The organism is Arthrobacter sp. 4R501 (genome assembly GCF_002929755.1).
Lineage (GTDB): Bacteria > Actinomycetota > Actinomycetes > Actinomycetales > Micrococcaceae > Arthrobacter.
Map to the genome: position 1 here is coordinate 1 of NZ_PJIW01000028.1, position 19051 is coordinate 19051.

18 protein-coding genes are annotated in these 19051 nt (G+C 66.4%); 4 read left to right on the forward strand and 14 right to left on the reverse strand.

What is annotated here, in order from left to right:
* Positions 1 to 254 precede the first annotated feature (254 nt).
* From CXR02_RS20385 to CXR02_RS20415, 7 genes are all read right to left on the reverse strand, one after another.
* Entirely contained in the window at positions 255 to 1571 is a 1317-nt protein-coding gene (locus CXR02_RS20385; RefSeq protein WP_104063650.1) for an ATP-binding protein, read from the reverse strand.
* A gap of 223 nt (positions 1572 to 1794) precedes the next feature.
* Positions 1795 to 3306 carry an amino acid permease gene (locus CXR02_RS20390; RefSeq protein WP_104063651.1) on the reverse strand — a complete coding sequence of 504 codons (1512 nt, stop codon included), beginning with the start codon at positions 3304 to 3306 and terminating at the stop codon, positions 1795 to 1797.
* Positions 3307 to 3317: 11 nt separating this feature from the next.
* Positions 3318 to 4760, reverse strand: coding sequence for an aspartate ammonia-lyase (locus tag CXR02_RS20395; RefSeq protein ID WP_104063652.1), 1443 nt, complete (start codon positions 4758 to 4760; stop codon positions 3318 to 3320).
* Between the two features lie 8 nt (positions 4761 to 4768).
* On the reverse strand, positions 4769 to 5890 hold the full coding sequence (locus CXR02_RS20400; protein ID WP_104063653.1) for an asparaginase: 1122 nt from the start codon (positions 5888 to 5890) through the stop codon (positions 4769 to 4771).
* A 27-nt stretch (positions 5891 to 5917) separates the two neighbouring features.
* The gene (locus CXR02_RS20405; RefSeq protein WP_181037316.1) at positions 5918 to 6577 is read right to left on the reverse strand and encodes a FadR/GntR family transcriptional regulator; all 660 of its coding nucleotides are present in this window, start codon (positions 6575 to 6577) and stop codon (positions 5918 to 5920) included.
* 254 nt (positions 6578 to 6831) lie between these two features.
* Positions 6832 to 7104 (reverse strand): helix-turn-helix domain-containing protein, encoded by a 273-nt coding sequence (locus tag CXR02_RS20410; protein WP_181037315.1) that lies wholly within the window; start codon positions 7102 to 7104, stop codon positions 6832 to 6834.
* A gap of 480 nt (positions 7105 to 7584) precedes the next feature.
* Complete coding sequence (locus CXR02_RS20415) at positions 7585 to 9432, reverse strand: glycoside hydrolase family 15 protein (RefSeq protein WP_104063655.1); 1848 nt, start codon at positions 9430 to 9432, stop codon at positions 7585 to 7587.
* A 209-nt stretch (positions 9433 to 9641) separates the two neighbouring features.
* On the opposite strand from CXR02_RS20415, the gene CXR02_RS20420 reads away from it, so the two are divergent.
* Positions 9642 to 9908, forward strand: a complete 267-nt coding sequence (locus CXR02_RS20420) for a helix-turn-helix transcriptional regulator (protein ID WP_104063656.1) — start codon at positions 9642 to 9644, stop codon at positions 9906 to 9908.
* Complete coding sequence (locus CXR02_RS20425; RefSeq protein ID WP_104063657.1) at positions 9905 to 11149, forward strand: type II toxin-antitoxin system HipA family toxin; 1245 nt, start codon at positions 9905 to 9907, stop codon at positions 11147 to 11149. The genes CXR02_RS20420 and CXR02_RS20425 overlap by 4 nt, the downstream gene beginning before the upstream one ends.
* Before the next feature lie 32 nt (positions 11150 to 11181).
* Here the strand turns inward: CXR02_RS20425 and CXR02_RS20430 are convergent, their stop codons facing one another.
* A complete protein-coding gene (locus CXR02_RS20430; protein ID WP_056342023.1) occupies positions 11182 to 11799 on the reverse strand; it encodes a uracil-DNA glycosylase in 618 nt (205 codons plus the stop codon).
* A 118-nt stretch (positions 11800 to 11917) separates the two neighbouring features.
* Between CXR02_RS20430 and CXR02_RS20435 the strand changes: the two genes are divergently transcribed.
* Positions 11918 to 12424 carry a hypothetical protein gene (locus CXR02_RS20435; protein WP_104063658.1) on the forward strand — a complete coding sequence of 169 codons (507 nt, stop codon included), beginning with the start codon at positions 11918 to 11920 and terminating at the stop codon, positions 12422 to 12424.
* Here the strand turns inward: CXR02_RS20435 and CXR02_RS20440 are convergent.
* The 5 genes from CXR02_RS20440 to CXR02_RS20460 all read right to left on the reverse strand — a co-directional run bounded on the left by CXR02_RS20440 (position 12421) and on the right by CXR02_RS20460 (position 17572).
* Entirely contained in the window at positions 12421 to 13884 is a 1464-nt protein-coding gene (locus CXR02_RS20440; protein ID WP_258061150.1) for an amidohydrolase, read from the reverse strand. The genes CXR02_RS20435 and CXR02_RS20440 overlap by 4 nt on opposite strands.
* A 107-nt stretch (positions 13885 to 13991) precedes the next feature.
* Positions 13992 to 14378, reverse strand: a complete 387-nt coding sequence (locus CXR02_RS20445; protein ID WP_056342031.1) for an RNA-binding S4 domain-containing protein — start codon at positions 14376 to 14378, stop codon at positions 13992 to 13994.
* A gap of 105 nt (positions 14379 to 14483) precedes the next feature.
* Positions 14484 to 15488, reverse strand: a complete 1005-nt coding sequence (locus CXR02_RS20450) for an aldo/keto reductase family protein (protein ID WP_104063659.1) — start codon at positions 15486 to 15488, stop codon at positions 14484 to 14486.
* An 80-nt stretch (positions 15489 to 15568) separates the two neighbouring features.
* Positions 15569 to 16633, reverse strand: coding sequence for an aldo/keto reductase (locus CXR02_RS20455; protein WP_104063660.1), 1065 nt, complete (start codon positions 16631 to 16633; stop codon positions 15569 to 15571).
* 171 nt (positions 16634 to 16804) lie between these two features.
* Positions 16805 to 17572, reverse strand: a complete 768-nt coding sequence (locus tag CXR02_RS20460; protein WP_104063661.1) for a hypothetical protein — start codon at positions 17570 to 17572, stop codon at positions 16805 to 16807.
* A 230-nt stretch (positions 17573 to 17802) separates the two neighbouring features.
* Between CXR02_RS20460 and CXR02_RS20465 the strand changes: the two genes are divergently transcribed.
* Positions 17803 to 18204 (forward strand): YchJ family protein, encoded by a 402-nt coding sequence (locus CXR02_RS20465; protein WP_104063662.1) that lies wholly within the window; start codon positions 17803 to 17805, stop codon positions 18202 to 18204.
* On the opposite strand, the gene CXR02_RS20470 is transcribed toward CXR02_RS20465, so the two are convergent.
* Entirely contained in the window at positions 18201 to 19007 is an 807-nt protein-coding gene (locus CXR02_RS20470; RefSeq protein ID WP_104063663.1) for a hypothetical protein, read from the reverse strand. The genes CXR02_RS20465 and CXR02_RS20470 overlap by 4 nt on opposite strands.
* Between the last annotated feature and the right edge of the window lie 44 nt (positions 19008 to 19051).

Genomic DNA, 19051 nt, shown 5'->3' on the forward strand with positions numbered 1-19051 from the left:
CCGGAGCGCAGAAGCAAGCTCAGCGAAAGACACCGAAAGGGCCTCCGCCGCCGCCACAGCTGCTCTGCTATCCATACCCAAATCATCCCCGGAGGGGCTGACAATAACGGCGAGGCTGAACGGCTATGTGGATAACCCTGCGACCATAAGGAATCGTCAACGATCTGCCCCCGTACCCGTCGCTGCAATGCAGGGCATTTCGCGCGCGTGGGGCTTAAGGATTGATCCGATAGCGCTGCGGTAGGCGCGGAGGCTTAGACCCGCCCCAGCGAGTCGATGTCCTCAAGGAACAGCTCGTGGACGTCCTGGCTGACGGTGGTCCGGGTATCGCCAATCGCGTCGAGGTAGTCCTCGGTGCAGGGCCCCTTCCGGACCGCCTCGCGAACTGAAGAATTGCCTCCGGAAGCCGCGCCGCCGTCGTCGTACACTGCCTTTTCCAGCGCCCGCTGGGAGGCGCTGCGGGCGGCGTACTCAATGTCCGCGGGGGAGAAGCCTTCGGTCCGCTCCACCAGGAGCTCCACGTCCACATCGTCCACCACGGTGGCGGGGATGAAGCGCTGCCACATGGCTTCGCGGGCCTGGCGGTCCGGCAAGCCGATGGGGATGACGTAGTCGAACCGGCCGTGGCGCAGGAACGCCGAATCCAGTGCGCGGATGAAGTTGGTGGCGCAGACCAGCAGGCGGCCGGGCTGTTCGCGGAACGCCGGGATGATCTTCAGGAGCTCGTTGGTGACACCCTGCAGGGGCGACGGCGGTTCCCCCGAACGCTGGGAGGCGATCTCCTCCACCTCGTCGATGAACACCACGCAGTGCTCCAGCTCTGCGATCTCCAGGAACGTTTCGCGGAGGGCCCCGGCGAGGCCCTTGGGATCGGAGGCCAGCCGGGACGGGAAAACCTCCACGAACGGCCACTCGAGCCGGGACGCGATGGCCTTCGCAAACGTGGTTTTGCCGGTCCCCGGAGGACCGAACAGCACCACGGCGCGCGGCGGCACCACGCCGTATTCATCGGCGAGGTCGGCCTCGGCGAGGGGCAGGACCAGCCGGCGTTCCAGGAGTTCCTTTTCTTTGCGCATGCCGGCCACGTTCTCCCACAGGTCGCGGGCCAGGATCCGGCCGCCCAGCTGGCCCAGCGCGCCGAGCTCCTGACGCTGCACGGGGATAGTGCGCTCGAAGTAGCGCAGGTTCTTCTTGAGCGCGAAGCCGCGGCTGAGGAATGCCTCCACCCGGGTTTCCGCTTCCGGCATCAGCGCGGAGAGCTTGTTGAGGCCGTGCGGGGCCATGCGGTTTTCGACGGCGGCGAGCAGCGACGTGCCGATCCCGCGCCCGCGGTATTCAGGGAGTGTGGCCAGGAAGACGATCCAGCCCTGGTCATGCGCGGCGCGGCCGACGGCGGCGCCCACCACCTGATCGCCCTGCACCGCCACCACTGCGTGGTCCTTTTCGCAGGATGCCAGCACTTCGGAGAGGGCATACACGGGCTCCACATCAGAGGCCTTGAGCGACTCCCAGAGGTGCAGGATGCCGTCCAGGTCTGCGGAATGGAAATCCCTGATGCGCCAGTTGGTCATGCCGTGTCTCCCGGGTGGTTCGTCATTGAACGGGTCAGTGAGCTTCGTCGTTGAACTGCAAAAAGCGCTGTGACGCGCTCTGCTGAGCATAGGCGATCAGACCGCGGCGAAGGGTTGCGGGAGCGTTGCATTACGGAACGTACGACGGCGGCACCTGGGTTCCGTGTCCACAGAACCCAGGTGCCGCCGTCGGGCGTCACGGCCGCTTTGGCCGGGCAGGGCGTTACTTCTTGAAGGTCTCCGCGGGCGGGTTGGCGATGACGGGGGCTGTGCCGGTGAAGCCGTCGCGGGTCTCGGCGATTTCACGGATGCGGGCCCGGCAGGCGTACCAGCCGAACACCATCAGCACGGAGGCGATGGCCGTGACCAGCATGGTGAGCGGGGATTCGATGAAGACCATGACCAGGACGCTGGCGAGGAAGAGCAGCGAAAGGTAGCCGGTGTAGGGGGCGCCGAACATCCGGAACGACGGGCGCTTAAGCCAGCCCTTGTTCGCCCAGCGTTGGAGCTGGATCTGGCAGAGCACGATGGTTGCCCAGGTCATGATGATGCCCACGGAGGCGACGTTCAGCACGATCTCGAAGGCCTGCGCGGGCACGAGGTAGTTCAGCGGGACGCCGAGGAGGGATACTCCGGCGGTGATGGCGATCCCGCCGTAGGGGACGCCGGCCTTGTTCATCCGGCCGGCGAATTTCGGGGCGGAACCGTTCACGGACATCGAGCGGAGGATGCGTCCGGTGGAATATAGGCCGGCGTTCAGGGAGGAGAGCGCGGCGGTGAGGACCACCAGGTTCATGATCACGTCCACACCCTGGATGCCGATGGATCCGAAGAACGTCACGAACGGGCTGACGCCCTTTTCGTAAGACGTGTACGGCAGCAGGAGGGCGAGGAGGATGACGGAGCCGACGTAGAACACGGCGATGCGGAAGACCACGGAGTTGATGGCCTTGGGCATGATCTTTTCGGGGTTCTGGGTTTCGCCGGCGGCGGTGCCGACGAGTTCGATGGAGGCGTAGGCGAACAGGACGCCTTGCATGAGGATGATCATGGGGAGCAGGCCGTTGGGGAAGATTCCGCCGTTGTCCGAGAGGAGGCTCAGGCCCACGGGCTGGCCGTCGACGGGCGTGCCGAAGATGACGAAGTAGGTGCCGACGACGAGGAAGACCACGAGGGCGGCGACCTTGATCAGGGCGAACCAGAATTCCATCTCGCCGAAGACCTTGACGGAGACGAGGTTCAGGGCGAGGACCACCACCAGGGCGATCAGGGCCCAGGCCCACTGCGGGACCTCGGCCATCCAGGGGATGTAGTTGCCGAAGAAGTTCATGTACAGGGCGGCGGCGGTGATGTCCACGATGGTGGTGGTGGCCCAGTTGATCCAGTAGAACCAGCCGGACACGAACGCGGCTTTCTCGCCGAAGAATTCACGGGCGTAGGAAACAAACGAGCCCGAGGACGGCCGGTGCAGCACCAGCTCGCCCAGCGCCCGCAGGATGAGGAACGCGAAGAAGCCGCAGACGGCGTAGGCGATGACCAGCGACGGGCCGGCGGCATTGAGGCGGCCGCCGGCACCGAGGAACAGGCCGGTGCCGATCGCGCCGCCGATGGCGATCATCTGGATCTGCCGCGGTTTGAGGTTCTTGTGGTAGCCCTGGTCCTCCGCGTGCAGGGCACTCTCAGAGGCGTGCGCCTGGGGCGGGACCGTGTGGTCCGTGATGGGGGAATGTGTCATGGGGATGTCCTTTAGGGCTGTTTGCTGAGGTTCGCCAGGCGTTCAGGACTGAGGAGTTCCTGGAGCTGGGCGGCGGTGAGCAGGCCGTGTTCGAGCACGAGTTCGGCCACACCCTTGCCGGTGGCGAGAGCCTCCTGGGCGATGGCGGTGGCGGTGGCGTAGCCAAGGTGGGGATTAAGGGCGGTGACCAGGCCGATTGACTGTTCCACGGTGAGCCGGAGGTGACCGGTGTTGGCGGTGATGCCCCGGACGCAGCGTGCCGTGAGGGTGCGGCAGGCTGCTTCGAGGTGGGAGATGCTCTTGTGGAGGCTGTGGACAATGATGGGCTCGAAGGCGTTGAGCTGGAGCTGGCCGGCTTCGGCGGCCATGGTGATGGTGACGTCGTTGCCGATGACCTCGTAGGCCACCTGGCTGACCACTTCCGGGATGACCGGGTTGATCTTGCCGGGCATGATGGAGGAGCCGGACTGGACGGCCGGCAGGTTGATCTCGCCGAAGCCGGCGCGCGGGCCGGAGGAGAGCAGACGGAGGTCGTTGCAGATCTTGGACAGCTTCACGGCCACGCGCTTGAGGACGCCGGACAGGTGCACAAAGGCGCCCACGTCCTGGGTGGCTTCGATGAGGTCGACGGCGGTGACCAGGGGGAGCCCGGTGACCTCGGCCAGGTGCCGGCAGGCTGCCTCGGTGTAGCCGGCGGGGGCATTCAGGCCGGTGCCGATGGCGGTGGCGCCGAGGTTGATTTCGTGGATGAGCAGTTCCGCCTCGGCCAGGCGCAGCCGGTCCTCGCCGATGGTGATGGCGTACGTGCCGAACTCCTGGCCCAGCGTCATGGGGACGGCGTCCTGCAGTTGGGTGCGGCCCATCTTCACCACGGTGCGGAATTCCAGTGCTTTGGCGGCGAAGGCCTCTTCGAGTTCTGCCAGTGCGTCCAGCAGTTCCCGGCCGGCGAAGATGGTGCCCAGCTTCACAGCGGTGGGGTACACGTCGTTGGTGGACTGGCTGAGGTTCACGTGGTCGTTCGGGTGCAGGCGGGTGTAGTCGCCCTTGGGGTGGCCGAGGATTTCGAGGGCGCGGTTGGCGATGACCTCGTTCGCGTTCATGTTCGACGACGTCCCGGCGCCGCCCTGGATCACGTCCACCACAAACTGGTCGGCCAGTTGGCCGTTCATCACGTCGGTGCACGCCTGTTCGATCGCGTGGCCGCGTTCGGCGTCCAGCAGTCCCAGTTCGCGGTTGGTGCGGGCGGCGGCGAGTTTCACGGCGGCCAGTCCCCGGACCAGGTGCATGTTGGAGGACAGCGGCTGCCCGGTGATGGGGAAGTTTTCGACGGCGCGGAGCGTGTGGACGCCCCAGTAGGCGTTGCCTGGGACGTCGCGGTCACCCAGAAGGTCATGCTCGGACCGGGTTTCGGTGACGGCATCCACGGCACTCAGGTTGGTGGTCAGATTGGTCATGGGGGTCCTCACAGGGCTTCGTTGGCGGGCGCGGACAGGATAGGTGCAGGCAGGAAATCTGTGGGCCGCAGCAGGCCCACTTTGTGGCCGCCGCCCAGGACAGGGGCTGTGCCGATGCCGGCGAGCGGCGCAATGTCCACGCCGAGGGATTCAAGAACGTGGACTGTGGCGGGCATCCGGGCGCGGTCCCCGCCGTCGGAAATCTTGACGGCAACTGCGCGGCCATCCGGCAGGCCGACGAGCTGCACACCTTCAAAACCGTCCTTCGCCACAGAGCCGGGCAGCAGTCGCATCAGTTCCGTGACGTCCCGGCGATCGCCGGCCACCATGTCAGGGTGCTGCCGCATGGCGAGCCCGACGGCGGCTTCCGCAAGCAGCGGGGCGGTCCCGCCGTCGTCGGAGGTGCTGACGATGGTAATCGCGGTGGCGGCCGCCGCGATGGCACCGAATGCGCGGGCCATGCTGTGGAGGGTGAGGGCGAAGAGGGGCGTCCCGCAGCCGTCCGTGCTGCGGGCAAAGGCCTCTTCGCCGGTCAGTTCGGTGACGGTGGCGGCGATCAGCTGCTGCAGCGGGTGGGAAGGATCGAGGTAACCCTTGACCCGCCAGCCGTTGATGACGCACGTGGCGGCCATGGCGGCGTGCTTGCCGGAGCAGTTCTGGGTCAGCTGGGTGGCGCGGAAGCCGGTGCGGAGCCAGTCCTCGCGCTCGCCGGTGCCGTAGGGCAGGTCGGTGCTGTTCTCGAGGTCGCCCACAGCAAGCCCGTGCATGGCGAGGATGCGCTGGGTGCCGCCGCGGTGTTTGGCTCCGCCGGAGTGGCTGGCTGCGGTCAGGGCGAGCAGATCGGCGGGGAGGTTCAGGCCGGCGCGGACCATGGCCACGGCCTGCAGGGGTTTGAGGGAAGAGCGCGGGTAGAACGGCGCCAGCGGGTCGCCTGCCGTTGCCAGGATCGAGCCGTCGGCTGCCGTGGCGATGGCCGAGCCGTAGTGGACGCTTTCCACGAGGCCGTCGCGGGTGGCGACCACCAGGGGTGCGTGCCGGGCGAGCATCCCGGCTTCGGTGCCGGTCAAAAATGCGTGTGCGGCCGTGCCGGGGACAGCGGTTTGGGCAGCAGGAAGGGCAGGGGCAGGCATGGAGTCCTAAGGTCTTTGTTAGGGGAGTTACTTGTTGAGGATGGAGTCGAGGGCGACGCCCACAGCGCGCAGGTGTTCGGCCATGGCTAGGCTTGCGGCCTCGGCGGAACCGGCTTCGATGGCCGCGAGGATCTGCTGGTGCTCGGTGTCCGACGCGTTCTGGCGGTCGGCCACCATGTTCAGGGTTTCCGACTGGAAGGCCAGGGCTCCCCGGATGTCTGCCACCACGCTGGCGAACACCTTGTTGCCGCTGGCGCGGGCGATGGCGGCGTGGAAACTGGAGTCCAGGGCAACCCAGGATTCCGGGTCCGTTTCCGTGGTCATGGCGGCGACGATGTGCCGCAGCGTCTCGAGTTCCTGGTCCGTCCTGCGCTGGGCGGCCAGCCCTGCTGCCGGAACCTCGATGTGCGGGCGGGCCTCGGTGAGGTCCCGCGCAGAGTAATGCCCCAGGGTCAGGTCACTGGCCACCTTGTTGGCGACCACAAACGTGCCCTTCCCTGTCTTGGTGACAGTCAGGCCCAGGGCGGTGCAGGAGCGGAGCGCCTCGCGGATGACCGAGCGGCTGACCCCGTACTGCTGCGAGAGCATCGCCTCGGAGCTGAGCTTGCCGCCCACGGCCACGGTGCCGGATTCGATATCGGTGCGGATGGCGTTGAAGACAGCTTCCGCCGCGCTGAGACGGGCCAGCGGTTGGGCGTCGAGCCGCTGGGCTCCGGGGGACTGGTGTCCGGAGGGCTTCGCAGGATGCCCTGCTGTCCGGCTGTCTGACAGGTTCACGCCTCAAATATGGCACGGGTCACAGTGTGTGTCAATGCGGGTACCCGAGGGGCCTGCGGGCCCTGGCCCGAGGAGGTTGAATCCCCGGACCAGGGTCCGCCGGCCGTCAGGGTCGGGACAAGCCGTCAGGTTCGCACAAGGAGTTGCAGAATGCGGGCCGCCGCTCAGGGAACTGGTTGCCGGGACCGTGCAATCGTGGGGATGAGGGCGTAGAAGGGGGTGCAGCCGCCTCTTGTCCCGGGGGAAATGTTGGAGCGGACCAGCGAAGCGGCCTCGAGGGCAGCCAGATGGTAGCGGACGTTTTCCCGGGAGGAATTGATGGCGCTGCTGATGTCGGACACCTTGCTCGCTCCGTTACGGGCGAGATGCTCGATGATCATTGACCGGACGTCGCGGCGACGGTCCGCGTCTTCGGGGACCGTGAGTGAATGAATCATTTTTCGCATGCCTTTCAGTGCGTGACTCGATCAGCGCATTGCCGGAGCGGGGACGCGGGTCTCTTCTGCGTCCTCAGCCGGGAGGCCGGTGGCGTCGGGCGTGGCGGGTCGGGCCTGTGGAACACCAGGCCGCTGATGATTCCCATCAGGAGCGAGGCCAGAATCCATTCCGTTGATTTGATTTTCAAAGTCAGTCCTTGGCTAAGTGCCGGGATTCAGCCCCCGGAAGGGACCTCGTCTTTGAGTCTCTGAACCCGGCGGGGATTTTGGGCACAACGATGTGCCCCGGATCAGATGGTGATCGGAGGGACGGGCGGTTGGGGCCTGTTTTGCTGAGGTTGGCCAGGTGTTAGGGGCTGGGAAGTTCCTGGAGCTGCGGACAAGCCGCCGCAGGGTGTTCTGCTGTCCGGCTGTCCGACAGGTTCACGCCACAAATATGGCACGGGCCATAGTGCGTGTCAATGTTTGTGACGGCGCTGTTCAGGAGTGCGCGGCGTTGCGGCGCTGGGCCTTCAGGAGCCGCAACCCGCTGGCCAGCACGCCCACATGGCTGAAGGCCTGGGGGAAGTTGCCGAGGAATTCCCCGGTGTCCGGATGGATCTGTTCGGGGAGCAGCCCCAGGGGATTCGCGCGGCTGCACAGGGATTCGTACAGTTCGTGCGCCTCGTCAAGCCGCCCTTGCCCGGCCAGGTTGTCCACCAGCCAGAAGCTGCACAGCAGGAAGGCGCCCTCGCCGCCGGGAAGTCCGTCCGGCGACTCCTGCGGCAGGTAGCGGAACAGCAGCCCGTTCCCGGCGTCCAGGTTCGCCGCGATGGCCTGGGTGGTGGAGACCATCCTCGGATCGTTGAATGAAATGACATTCCGGATGGGGAGGGACAGCAGCGCGGCGTCCACACCGCCGGAACCGCCCAGCTGTTCGGTGAAGGTGCGCCGTTCCGGATTCCAAGAGAGTCGGAGCGTGGCGTCATGTATCTCCCGGGCGGCGGCCTCCCACCGCCTCTTCGGATACGGCAGCCTGTGCTTCCGGGCGATCTGGATTGCCCGGTCCAAAGCCACGTGGCACATGGCTGCCGAGTATGTGAAGGGTCGCCCGGCGCTCCGTACTTCCCAGGGGCCGCTGTCGGGTGTTTTCCAGCTGGTGATGGCTGCTTCCACAATGGGGGTCAGTGCCGCCCATAGATGCTTATCCACTGGCTGGCCGCTGTTGGACCACTGGTAGGCGATGTCCACGATTTCACCGTAGACATCATGCTGCAGTTGGTGGATTGCGCCGTTTCCCCAGCGCACAGGTGCGGAACCGCGGTAGCCCCGCAGCACCGGATCCTCCACTTCCTCCGGCGGCTGCGAACCGTCCAGTGCGTACATAATGTGCGGGACGCCGTCGCGCTCTACATTGGTCAGCACCCAAGCCAGGAACACATCCGCGTCGCTGGGGTCGCCGATCCGTCTAAAGACGTAGTTGGAGAAGGACGCGTCCCGAACCCAGGTGTAGCGGTAGTCCCAATTGCGCGGCGAGCCTGGCCATTCGGGCAGGGAAGATGTGGCCGCTGCCATGATGGCGCCGGTCTCCGCATGGTCGAGCAGCTTCAAGGTCAGGGCCGAGCGCTTCATCAGGTCTGCCTGGGAGCCTTCGCAATCCAGGCCCGAGGACCACTCCCGCCAGGCCCTCACGGTCTGGTCGATGAGCTTCCTCGCGTCCGGCCGTTGCCGCAGCCGGAAGCGGCCCGACCAGTGCAGGGAGACTGTCAGTGTTTCGCCGGCGCGCAGCGTCAGCTCGGTACTGAGTCCACGCCCGTCGGGCCGGAGCTCCACCGATGACCACAGGTAGACCTCCGCTGTGCCGTTCACCGGCCAGTCGAACCTCCACCCGGATGCAAGCTGGTCAAAGGTAGTGCCAACCTTCGGCGCCAGGCGCACGCGCACCCGGATATCGCCGCCAACTGCCTCCGCGTACCGGAGTAGTTCATGCCGGCCGGCCGGAACAGGTTCGCCGAGGTTAGCGCCGGAACGGAGGGACATGCAGTCCGTCACCTTGAGCGTGCCGTGGTCAGATAACAGCGAAGTGACCAGCACCCCGGAATCTTCTGTATACCGCTGCGTGGAGGACACGAGCGGCAGCGGCGTGATCTCAAGGAGGCCGCCCGCATCCGTGTCCAGAATGCCTGCCAGGAAGGGCGGGCTGTCGAATTCGGGCAGGCAGAGCCAGGAGATTCCGCCGTCCCGCCCCACCAGGGCGCAGGTGGAACCATCGCCGATGAGGCCGTGATCCTCGATGGGCAAGTACCCGTCGAGACGCTCCACCGGGCGCGGAAACGCCGGAGCATGCATGCCTGCTGGCTCCTTCAGATTCTTTGATCCTGGTACTTAGATTCTCCCGCCGTTCTGCGTGTTGCGCCAGCAATCGGGGCAGGGGACTTCGCGAACTCATCACGGCTGATCGGTACGAACGTGCCGTTCAGCCCTATGCAGAAGCAAATGCCAAGGCTTAAGCTGGCTGCAAGCTGGATTCGGAACGATCGTACCTATTGGAGTTGCTCATGGCCGACGCATTTGGGGATCAGTTGCCTTCAGAGGTCCGCTCGCGCCGCCTAGCGCTGGGCCTGACCCAACAGGACCTCGCAGACCTGGCCGGGGTCTCGGAACGCTTCGTCAGGTTCGTTGAGCAGGGCAAGCGCAGCGTCCAGCTGGACGCCCTGTTGGCCGTCCTGGACACGCTGGGCCTGGAGCTCCGGATCACCACCAGGACCAGCAAGGGTGCCCGCGCGCTCGCAGGCCATACCAGCGGCCAGGAACCACGGCGATGAAACACCGCGTCGCAGACATCTACAAGGCCGGGGTGCTTGCAGCGCGGCTTGAACGGCACGACGGCGGCACCCGGTTCAGCTACCTGCCGGCCTACCTCCAAAGCGGGGGACTCGCCGTCGCCAGTTCCCTGCCGCTCACCGCCGCCCCCGTCGATTCAGCGGCGGGGGCGGCACCGCCCTATTTCACCGGCCTCCTGCCGGAGGGCCGCCGGCTCAACGCGCTGCGGCGGTCCATCAAGACCAGCGCCGACGATGACCTGTCCCTGCTGATCGCCGCCGGCGGGAACCCGGTGGGCGACGTCCAGATCGTGGGCCACGGCGAGCCGCTGGATCCCGACGAGCATGCTGTCCAGCTGGATCCCAAGCTGCCGGTGGACTTCGACAAGTTGCTCGGCGATCCGGACCTGATCGACCCCGTGGCGCTGGCCGGTGTGCAGGACAAGCTGTCTGCCGGCATGATCTCGCTCCCTGTGGCCAGCGCCGGCAGGCGGTTCATCCTTAAACTCAACGCCCCCGAATTCCCGCATGTGGTGGAGAACGAGCTCGTGATGTTCCGGTATGCGGCCAAGCTGCGGATTCCGCTGAGCCGGGTCCGGCTGATCCGGGACGTCGCGGGCCGGCCCGGGCTCCTGGTAGAACGCTTCGACCGGGTGCCAATCCCCGGTGGCGGGCCGGACGACGTCCGGCGACTGGCGGTGGAGGACGGGGCCCAGGTCCTGAAGCTCTACCCGGCGGACAAGTACAACGTGGCTTATGGGCAGGTCTGCCGTGCTCTGGCCGATTATTGCTCGGCGCCCCTCCCGGCCCTCCGGAACCTGGCGGTCCAGGGGGCGTTTGCGTGGCTGAGCGGCAACGGGGACCTGCACGCCAAGAACGTTTCCATGGTCCAGCAGCCGCATGGCGAGTGGACCATCGCCCCGGTCTACGACATTCCCTCCACCGTGGTCTACGGGGACAAGACCCTTGCGCTGACGCTGAACGGGAAGCGGAGCGGGATCTCGCGCCGGCACTTTCTTGGCTGGGCCAAGGACCTGGGACTGAGTGACCGCACGGCAGCCCAGGTGCTGGAGCTCGCCCTGAAGGCGTCAGGTCCGCTGATCGCCGACCTGGAGGCAGGTACCGCGTTCGCCGGGCTCGGAGGTCCGGAGAAGAACGACGACGGCGGCTCGCCGTTCCCGGACATGGTCACCAGGGCGTGGGTGAAGGAGCTCAAGCACCGCAGGCGCTTGCTGGAAGGCTGAGGCACCGCGGTGACTGCCGCCGTCGTGCGTGGTTAGAGGTGCTGGATGCCTGCCCGCTGCATGGCGTCCTTGTAGACGTCCACGCTCTTGGCGAGGAGATCCTCCTGTTTTGCTTCGGAAACAGCAAAGGCCCGCCCGCCGAGCGCGCTGGCCTTGTAGATCTTGATGCCGCTGTTCTTCAGGGAAGAATGGTAGGTCTTCTCGAAGAGGGTGAGGAACGTGGAAGCGTCCGTGCCGTGGGCGATGACTGCGGAGACACGGCGGTTGATCTTCAGGAACTGCCGGAAGGGCCGCAGGCCGTCAGTCTTCTCCTGGACGTTCAGCGCCGATGGAAGCTCCGGATCCCGCACCCACGGGTACGCATTCCACGGCATCACATAGCGCGGATCAAGCTCGGCAAGTTCGTAAATCTGGGTGGCGCGGCGGGCGGCTTCGTCGTCGTTGAAATGGGAGACGAAGCCGGATTCTGTGCCTTTGCCCGGACTGACGTGAAGGCTGACGATCCGGCATTCGTCCTCGTCGTGCACGGGGTCGATGTACGGGACGACGGACCCTGGCTTCTTTTCCATCAGTTCATCGCAGAGCTGCGTTACCGCCGCGATGTTTGGTTCCTGTAGCAGGGCCTTTTTTTCGTCCCAGTCAATCGTCACGATCTCTCCCTCAGCAGCACGGCGTCCAGAAACAGGCGTCTTAACCCACTCTACGCTTTTGGGCGTATGGGTGCGCAGTGCAAGTTAGCTCCGGACCGGCGCCTGGCCGGGTAACGTCATGATGATGAACAGGAAAACGCTCAAGTCCGACGGCTTTGCCGGCTTCCGGAGCTTCGACAGCCTTGAGATCATCAGGGTTCCGCAGGGGACCGGGGTGTTCGCCGTTCTTCGGCCGAATGAGTTCGAGCCGCATTTCCTGAAGATCAGCACCGCCGGGACCTTCAAGAAAAAGAATCCCACCCTGCCTGCGGCGGCCATTCTGGCGGAATGGGTGGACGGCGCCGATATTCTCTACCTTGGCAAAGCCGGGCCGGGAAGCAAGGGCAACCGCGGCCTCCGGAACCAGATCAAGGAGTTCCTGGATTTTGGGCGGGGCAGGCCGCCGGGGCATTGGGACGGCCGCCTCATCTGGCAGCTGACCCACACGGATGAACTCATCATGGCGTGGAAAGAGCTGCCCGCCGAAGAAGTAAACCAAGCCGAGGCCGCGTATCACGCAGCCTTTATTGCGGAGCATGGCCGGCTGCCGTACGCGAATCTCGTGCAGGCCAAGGTGCGGAACTAAGCCAGGCCGCCGTCGTACGTGAAGCGGCCGGCCACCAGCGTTGCCGCAACCGGCATGGCGGCGAATTCCGGGTCCGGCGAGGCCAGCGGATCGGCGTCGAGCACCACCAGGTCCGCCGGGTCCCCGGCCCGGAGCCGGCTCCGGCCCCGAGCTGAAGCGGCAAGTGCCTGCCGTCGGCTGATGCATTCCTGGGGATGCCACGGCCCGCGGGTGTCCTGCCGGGACCGGGTGCTGGCCGCGGACATCGCAGCCCACGGATCCAGCGGCGCAACCGGCGCGTCCGAACCCAGCGCCAACGTGGCTCCGGCGTTGAGGAGCGACCTCAGCGGAAACGCCCGCTGCGTGCGGCCGCCCCAGTTTGACTCTGCGGCGTCGCGGTCATCCAGTGCATGCACCGGCTGCACGCTTGCCGTAACCCCCAGACGCCCAAAGCGGGCCAAATCCTCCGTCCGGACAAACTGCGCGTGTTCAATCCGGCCGCCGATCCCTGCTCGCTCGAAGGCATCCAGCGCCACCTGGTTGGCGCCATCCCCGATCGCATGGACCGCCGGGACAAAGCCGTATGCCCGCGCCTGGCTAAGCAGGGACAACAAGTCATCAAAGCTGACCGTCAGCAGCCCGTAGCCGCCGTCGGGGTAGGGATCCACACAAAACGCCGTCCGGGTGTTCAGCGAACCGTCAATGAGCACCTTCAGCGGGCCGGCCCGCAGGAGCCCCTTGCCGCCGTCGAGCTCCAGGCCCGTGCGCATCCCGTCGTTACGGGCCCGCTCCAGGCCTTCGGCGTAGACGCCGGCATCCACCCTCAGGCTGTTGAATCCACCGGCGATGCGGCGCAGCCAGACGTCACGGTTCCAGGTCATTTCAAAATCAACGACGCCCACAATGCCCCGGGCGGATGCTGCTTCTGCGGCATCGCGGACCCAACCGTCCACCACTGAGTCCGGAAGTTGGCCCAGCTCACGGGTCAGTGCAAACGCAGGTTCCTCCCGGAGCAGGCCGCCGTCATCCACCTCCACTCCGTACCGCCGGGCTGCGGCGCTGTTCAGCCAGACACAATGCAGGTCGTGGCTGATCAGGGCGGTGGGCTGGTTGCCGGTGGCGGCGTCGAGCATTTCCAGAGTGGGGACGTCCGGCCACAGGGCGTCGCGGAAGCCCACCCCTACGGTGGTGACCGAAGGATCGGCGTCGTGAACAGAAAGTCCGACGGCGGCCGCCGCCTCTCGTGCGGATGCGGCGGCGGACAGGTCCAGCCTGTTTGAGTGCAGTGCCCACTGGGTCATGTGGACGTGCTCGTCCCAGAGCCCCGGAATGATGTAGCGCCCGTCCAGGCTGACCACGCGGGCGTCGCCCGGGATCCCGGCGCCGGCACTGATCCGGGTCACCATGCCGTCAACGATGTGCAGGTCCGAGACGGTGTCCTCGCCGGGCTGTCTGGCGGAGGTCAGGACGATGTTGTTCACAGTTCCAATTCTGATAGCTCAGTCGCGGAGCAGGACTCTGACCCGACGGGACATTGATGAAGGGTTTCGCAGCAGTCCCACGTACCGACGCTGCCGGCCTCGAGGGCCTAGGTTGCGGGGCCCTTGAGCCGTTCCATCTCGCGGCGGTCCTTTTTAGTGGGACGCCCAGCACCACGGTCGCGCTGCGGGAGGCCCAGTGCCGGCGCCACCGGCCTTGGCGGCGTGTGGTCGGTGAAGCAGTGCGAAGCCACCTCTGCGCCGACGCGTTTGGCGATCAGGCGGCGGACTTCGAGGGTGCGTTCGAAGCCGGACATCCGCACCGTGACGGTGTCGCCCGTGACCAGAGTGGCCGAGGCTTTGGCCGGGCTTCCGTTCAGCCGCACGTGCCCGGCCCGGCACGATGCGGTGGCGGCAGAGCGTGTCTTGTAGGCGCGGATCGCCCACAGCCACGCATCAATGCGGACGCTGGCGGGGGAGGACGGAAGGATGGTCATGGCTGGCACCGAGTATACGGCGTCGCGTTCTCGGAACGCACTACGCCGACACCCTGGCGGACGCGGGTAACGCTGCGGGGATGGGTGGCCCCGGGCAGGAGCCTCCTAGGCTTCGCGCGTGGCGGGGGACTTGGTCTGCGCCGGATCGCGCTCCGCGAGTGAGCCGATGGCGTGGTCGATCTTCTTCATGGTCTGCGGCTCCAGCGTCACGCCCGCGGCAGCCACGGTGTCTGCCAGCTGCTCGGGCCGGGACGCACCCACGATGGCCGAGGCAACGTTCGGGTTCTGCAGCACCCAGGCCACCGCGAGCTGGGGCATGGAGAGCCCGGCTTCCGCGGCGATCGGCCTGAGGTCCTGGACACCGGCGAGGACGTCGTCACGCATCCAGCGCTCGATCATCCTGGCGCCGCCCTTGTCATCCGTGGCGCGGCTGCCCGCGGGTGCAGGCTGGCCGGGCAGGTACTTGCCGCTCAGCACGCCCTGCGCCATGGGGGACCAGACAATCTGGGACACACCCAGTTCTTCCGACGCCGGCACAACGTCGGCTTCGATGACGCGCCACAACATGGAGTATTGGGGCTGGTTGGAGATCAGCTGGAAACCCAGTTCCTTGGACAGCGCGTGGCCGTCGCGGAGCTGGTCTGCGGTCCATTCGCTGACGCCGATGTACAGCGCCTTGCCCTGGCGCACAATGTCCGCGAACGCCTGCATGGTTTCTTCCAGCGGCGTCTCGAAGTCGTACCGGTGGGCCTGGTAGAGGTCCACATAGTCCGTCTGGAGCCGGCTGAGTGAGCCGTTGATCGACTCCATGATGTGCTTGCGGGAGAGGCCCACATCGTTCTTGCCCTTGGGCCCGGTGGGGCCGTAGACCTTGGTGAAGATCTCCAGGGACTCGCGGCGCTCGCCCTTCAGTGCCTCACCGAGGACTGTCTCCGCGGCGGTGTTCGCGTAGACATCCGCCGTGTCGAACGTGCTGATGCCGGCGTCGAGCGCTGCCCGTACGCACTGGGTGGCGACGTCGTTCTCCACCTGTGAGCCGTGCGTCAGCCAGTTGCCGAACGTGATTTCCGAGACTTTGAGGCCGCTGTTTCCGAGGTATCTAAATTCCATGGTTTCCACGCTAGCGGAGATAGCTATTGAGGGAAAGGGCTTTCCGAAAACGCGCGACGGCGGTGCGGCCGCCCCCGCGATCAGCGGCGGCGGAGTTCCGCGTACTCCAGGGACGGCACTATCGCCCCGGCGTCGCGCTCCACGAAGTTGGTCCCGGGCGGCACCAATTCGTCGATCGCATCCAGCACGGACTCGCCCAGGAGGGTGTCCGCGGCCTTGAGATAGGCCTTGAGATGGTCTTCGGTGCGGGGGCCGATGATCACGCTGCTGACGGCGGGGTGGTTCAGCGCAAACCCGATGGACAGTTCCACGAGCGAGATCTCCAGCTTGTCGGCCAGCCGGGCCAGCGCGTCCGCAGCCAGCAGCTTCCGCTCGCTGGACGGCCCGGAAATGTCGTAGCGTCCCGGAAGTGAATGGACTCGGGTTGGCGGTTTCCCGGCGTCGAGGACGAACTCGCCGGACAGCCAGCCCCCGGCCAGCGGACCGTACGCCAGCACGCCCAGGCCGTACTGCTGCGCGATGGGCAGGACATCGCGTTCGTTGCCGCGGACCAGCATCGAATAGGGGACCTGGTTGGCTACGGGCGGGATCAGGTGGTTGGTGGTGGCCAGCCACTGGGCCTCCACGAGCTGCGCCGGGGTGAACACCGAGGTGCCGTAGTAGAGGATCTTTCCCTGCCGGATGAGGTCGTTCAGGGCGGTGATGGTTTCGAGCACGTCGGTGTTGTAGTCCGGCCGGTGCGCCTGGTACAGATCGATCCGGTCCGTCTGCAGCCGGCGGAGGCTGCCCTCCACCGCCTGCATGATCCAGCGCCGGGAGTTCCCGGAGTGGGCGGGGTTGGCACTCATCTGGCCGTGGAACTTGGTGGCCAGGAAGACGTCGTCGCGGCGGCCGCGGAGCGCCCGGCCCACCACCTGTTCGGACTCACCCTGGGAGTACACGTCGGCGGTGTCCACCGCGGTGATGCCGGAGTCGAGGGCGGTCTGGATGATGCGGATGCTTTCATCCGCGCCGGTGGGGGCGCCGCCAGCCTGGGCGCCGCCGGCTGCGCCGCCCGGCCCTTCGCCAAAGTTCATGGTGCCCAGTGTGAGCGGGCTGATGGGCGTGCCGGACCGCCCGAACACACGAAGTTCGCTGAGGCTCATCCCCGGCTCCTCACAATCGATTTCCCACGCGGATTGCTGTGGATCGTCACGACGCTACACAAATTCGGCACTGTGCCGCAGGAAAGCGCCTTGGTGCTTCGCTTTTCGTAGCACGGGGTAACGCGGGCCGGGGCAGTGACGGTTTGTGACGGCCCGGGAGCCGCACGGTCCTCAGCTCCGGTCGGCAGGCAGCTTGGCCTTGAGGACGTTCGCGTGGCCGGACAACGACACCAGCGAGCCGGTGTCCAGCAGCGACAGGGGCGCGGGGGCGGGCGGCTTCGTGAAGGAGCGGGCGGCCCCAAGGCCGGCGCTCTCACGGCTGGGGTCGCGGTCGGAACTGTCCCGCGCAGGGTTGTCCTGGTGCAGCGCCGACTCCACCAACGGAGCCACGGCTTCCACCTTCGCTGCGGGAACGGAGGGGTCGGGAAGATCGCGGACCGAGATCTTGATTTCGGGGGCAGCGGCCCGGGCGCGCGCCATGGCCCGGGCATCCGCTTCGGCCACCGCGGTAGCCCAGTCCTCGGCAAGCACCGGGGGTTCCATGCGGGCCGCGGTGAGCAGCGGGTGATGCTCCACCGCATGGTGGAAGCGGGGCCGGAGTTCGGAGGGTTTCAGGAAGGTGCGGGCGTCTTGAAGGGCTTTGCGCCAGTCGCGCGGCGCTATCCTGCCAGCAGACGGGGCGGCAGCGCCGTCGTCGTGCGTTTCAACGGGAGCGCCCGACGGCGGCACGGACTCCCCGGTCAGGCGGACCAGGGGGAGGGTTTCGTGTTTGGGGAGCCTCCCAAAGAGGGCCATTACGGTCAGCACAAACAGACGCCCGGCGCCGGCAAGCAGCAAGGTGATGACCACCAGCAGGAACAGGCCCAGGAACATCAGGAGCGCCAGGCCGAGTGTGCCGAAAAAAGTCAGGTTGAGAGCGATCGTCGTTGAATCTCCCACGTCATCTCTCCTCTCTGCCGGCGGCGGAGTCCGTCCCGGCACACATCACCACGGGCAACAGCCCTCCTCCACCTTACGGACTATTTTTCGGTCCTGCGGGCTCCGGGCGGGGTTCGTCCGAGGTTGTTTCGAAGCTGTTACCGGATATGACGACACCGGCTGCGGCCTATAGTCGGAAGGGACCCTCGAGGCCGCCGGAAAGCGGTCCAGACAACCGCGACAGGAGCACCATGACCGAGAACCCGATCCACGCCGGCCCGTGCGTTTGCCTGTCCGGCGAGGCCTACGCGGATTGCTGCGGACGGTTCCATAATGGCGGGGCCGACGCCGCCACGGCGGAGCAGCTGATGCGCTCCCGCTACAGCGCGTTTGTCCTGCTGGACACCGAATACCTCCGGAAAACCTGGCACCCGGATACCGCGCCTTCGGATCTGGAGCTGGACCCGGCCATGGAGTGGCGCCGCCTGGACATCCTGTCCACGAGCCGCGGCGGCCCGCTGGATACTGAGGGGACCGTGGAGTTCAAGGCCCACTTCCGGCACGACGGCGAACGCGGAGTCCACCACGAAACCAGCCGTTTTGTCCGCGAGAACCGCCGCTGGTACTACGTCGACGCCGTGATGCTCGCCTAGCCCCCGTTGTACGTTTCGTCCGGCGTGAAGCCGGCCCGGTCCACCTTGCGGTGGAAGTGCATGCCCGCGAGGCCGCCGAGCACGGCACCCACCAGTGCGACCAGGGCCACCACAACGGCGGCAATGATGCTGGTGAGCGTCAGTTCGCCTTCGTTGATGGGGATCCGGGGGAAGCTGTTCAGGTTGGCAAGGACGTTGAACTGCTGGCCGGCGATGATGCCCAGCAGGGCAATCACCACGGCGGCAATAAGCGCCCAGATCCACACCATAAAACCCTGCCGGGCGCCGTTGAATCGGGCCATACGGCCGGCAACGTAGCCGCCGGAGTAGTAGGAGACGAACAGCACCACCAGCAGGACAATGATGCCCACCAGCCCGACGGCGCCGTTCGTCGTCACCTGGTTGACGGCCTCGTTCACGTCGGTGTTGTTCGCCAGGCCCACCGCGGTGCCGGCAGCGGCCACAAAGGCTGTGAGGAGGACGGCCATGCCGGTGGCAGCGAGCCAGCCGAAAAAGGCCGAGCCCACCTTGATGCCGCCGAACTGTTCCTTCTCCCTGGCTACGGCCGTCTGCTGGTCGGTCAGGCGCGGATCCGTCAGGCGGGGATCCAGCACCGAAGCGTCGGCCACCGGCGCTTCGGCTGCCGGGGCGTAGCCCTGCTCGGCATAGGGCGCCGGCGTCTGATCGAAGGCGCGCGTGGGCTCGCCACTGGCGAAGGATTGATCACGAGCAGTTTCATTCCGTAGATTCGCGTTCCGGGTCGTCGGCGGAAGCCTGTCCTCTGGGTCTGTTTGGTTGCTCATGGGTCAACTCAACCACTGGTGACCAGCGATAACAAGCCTGCTTA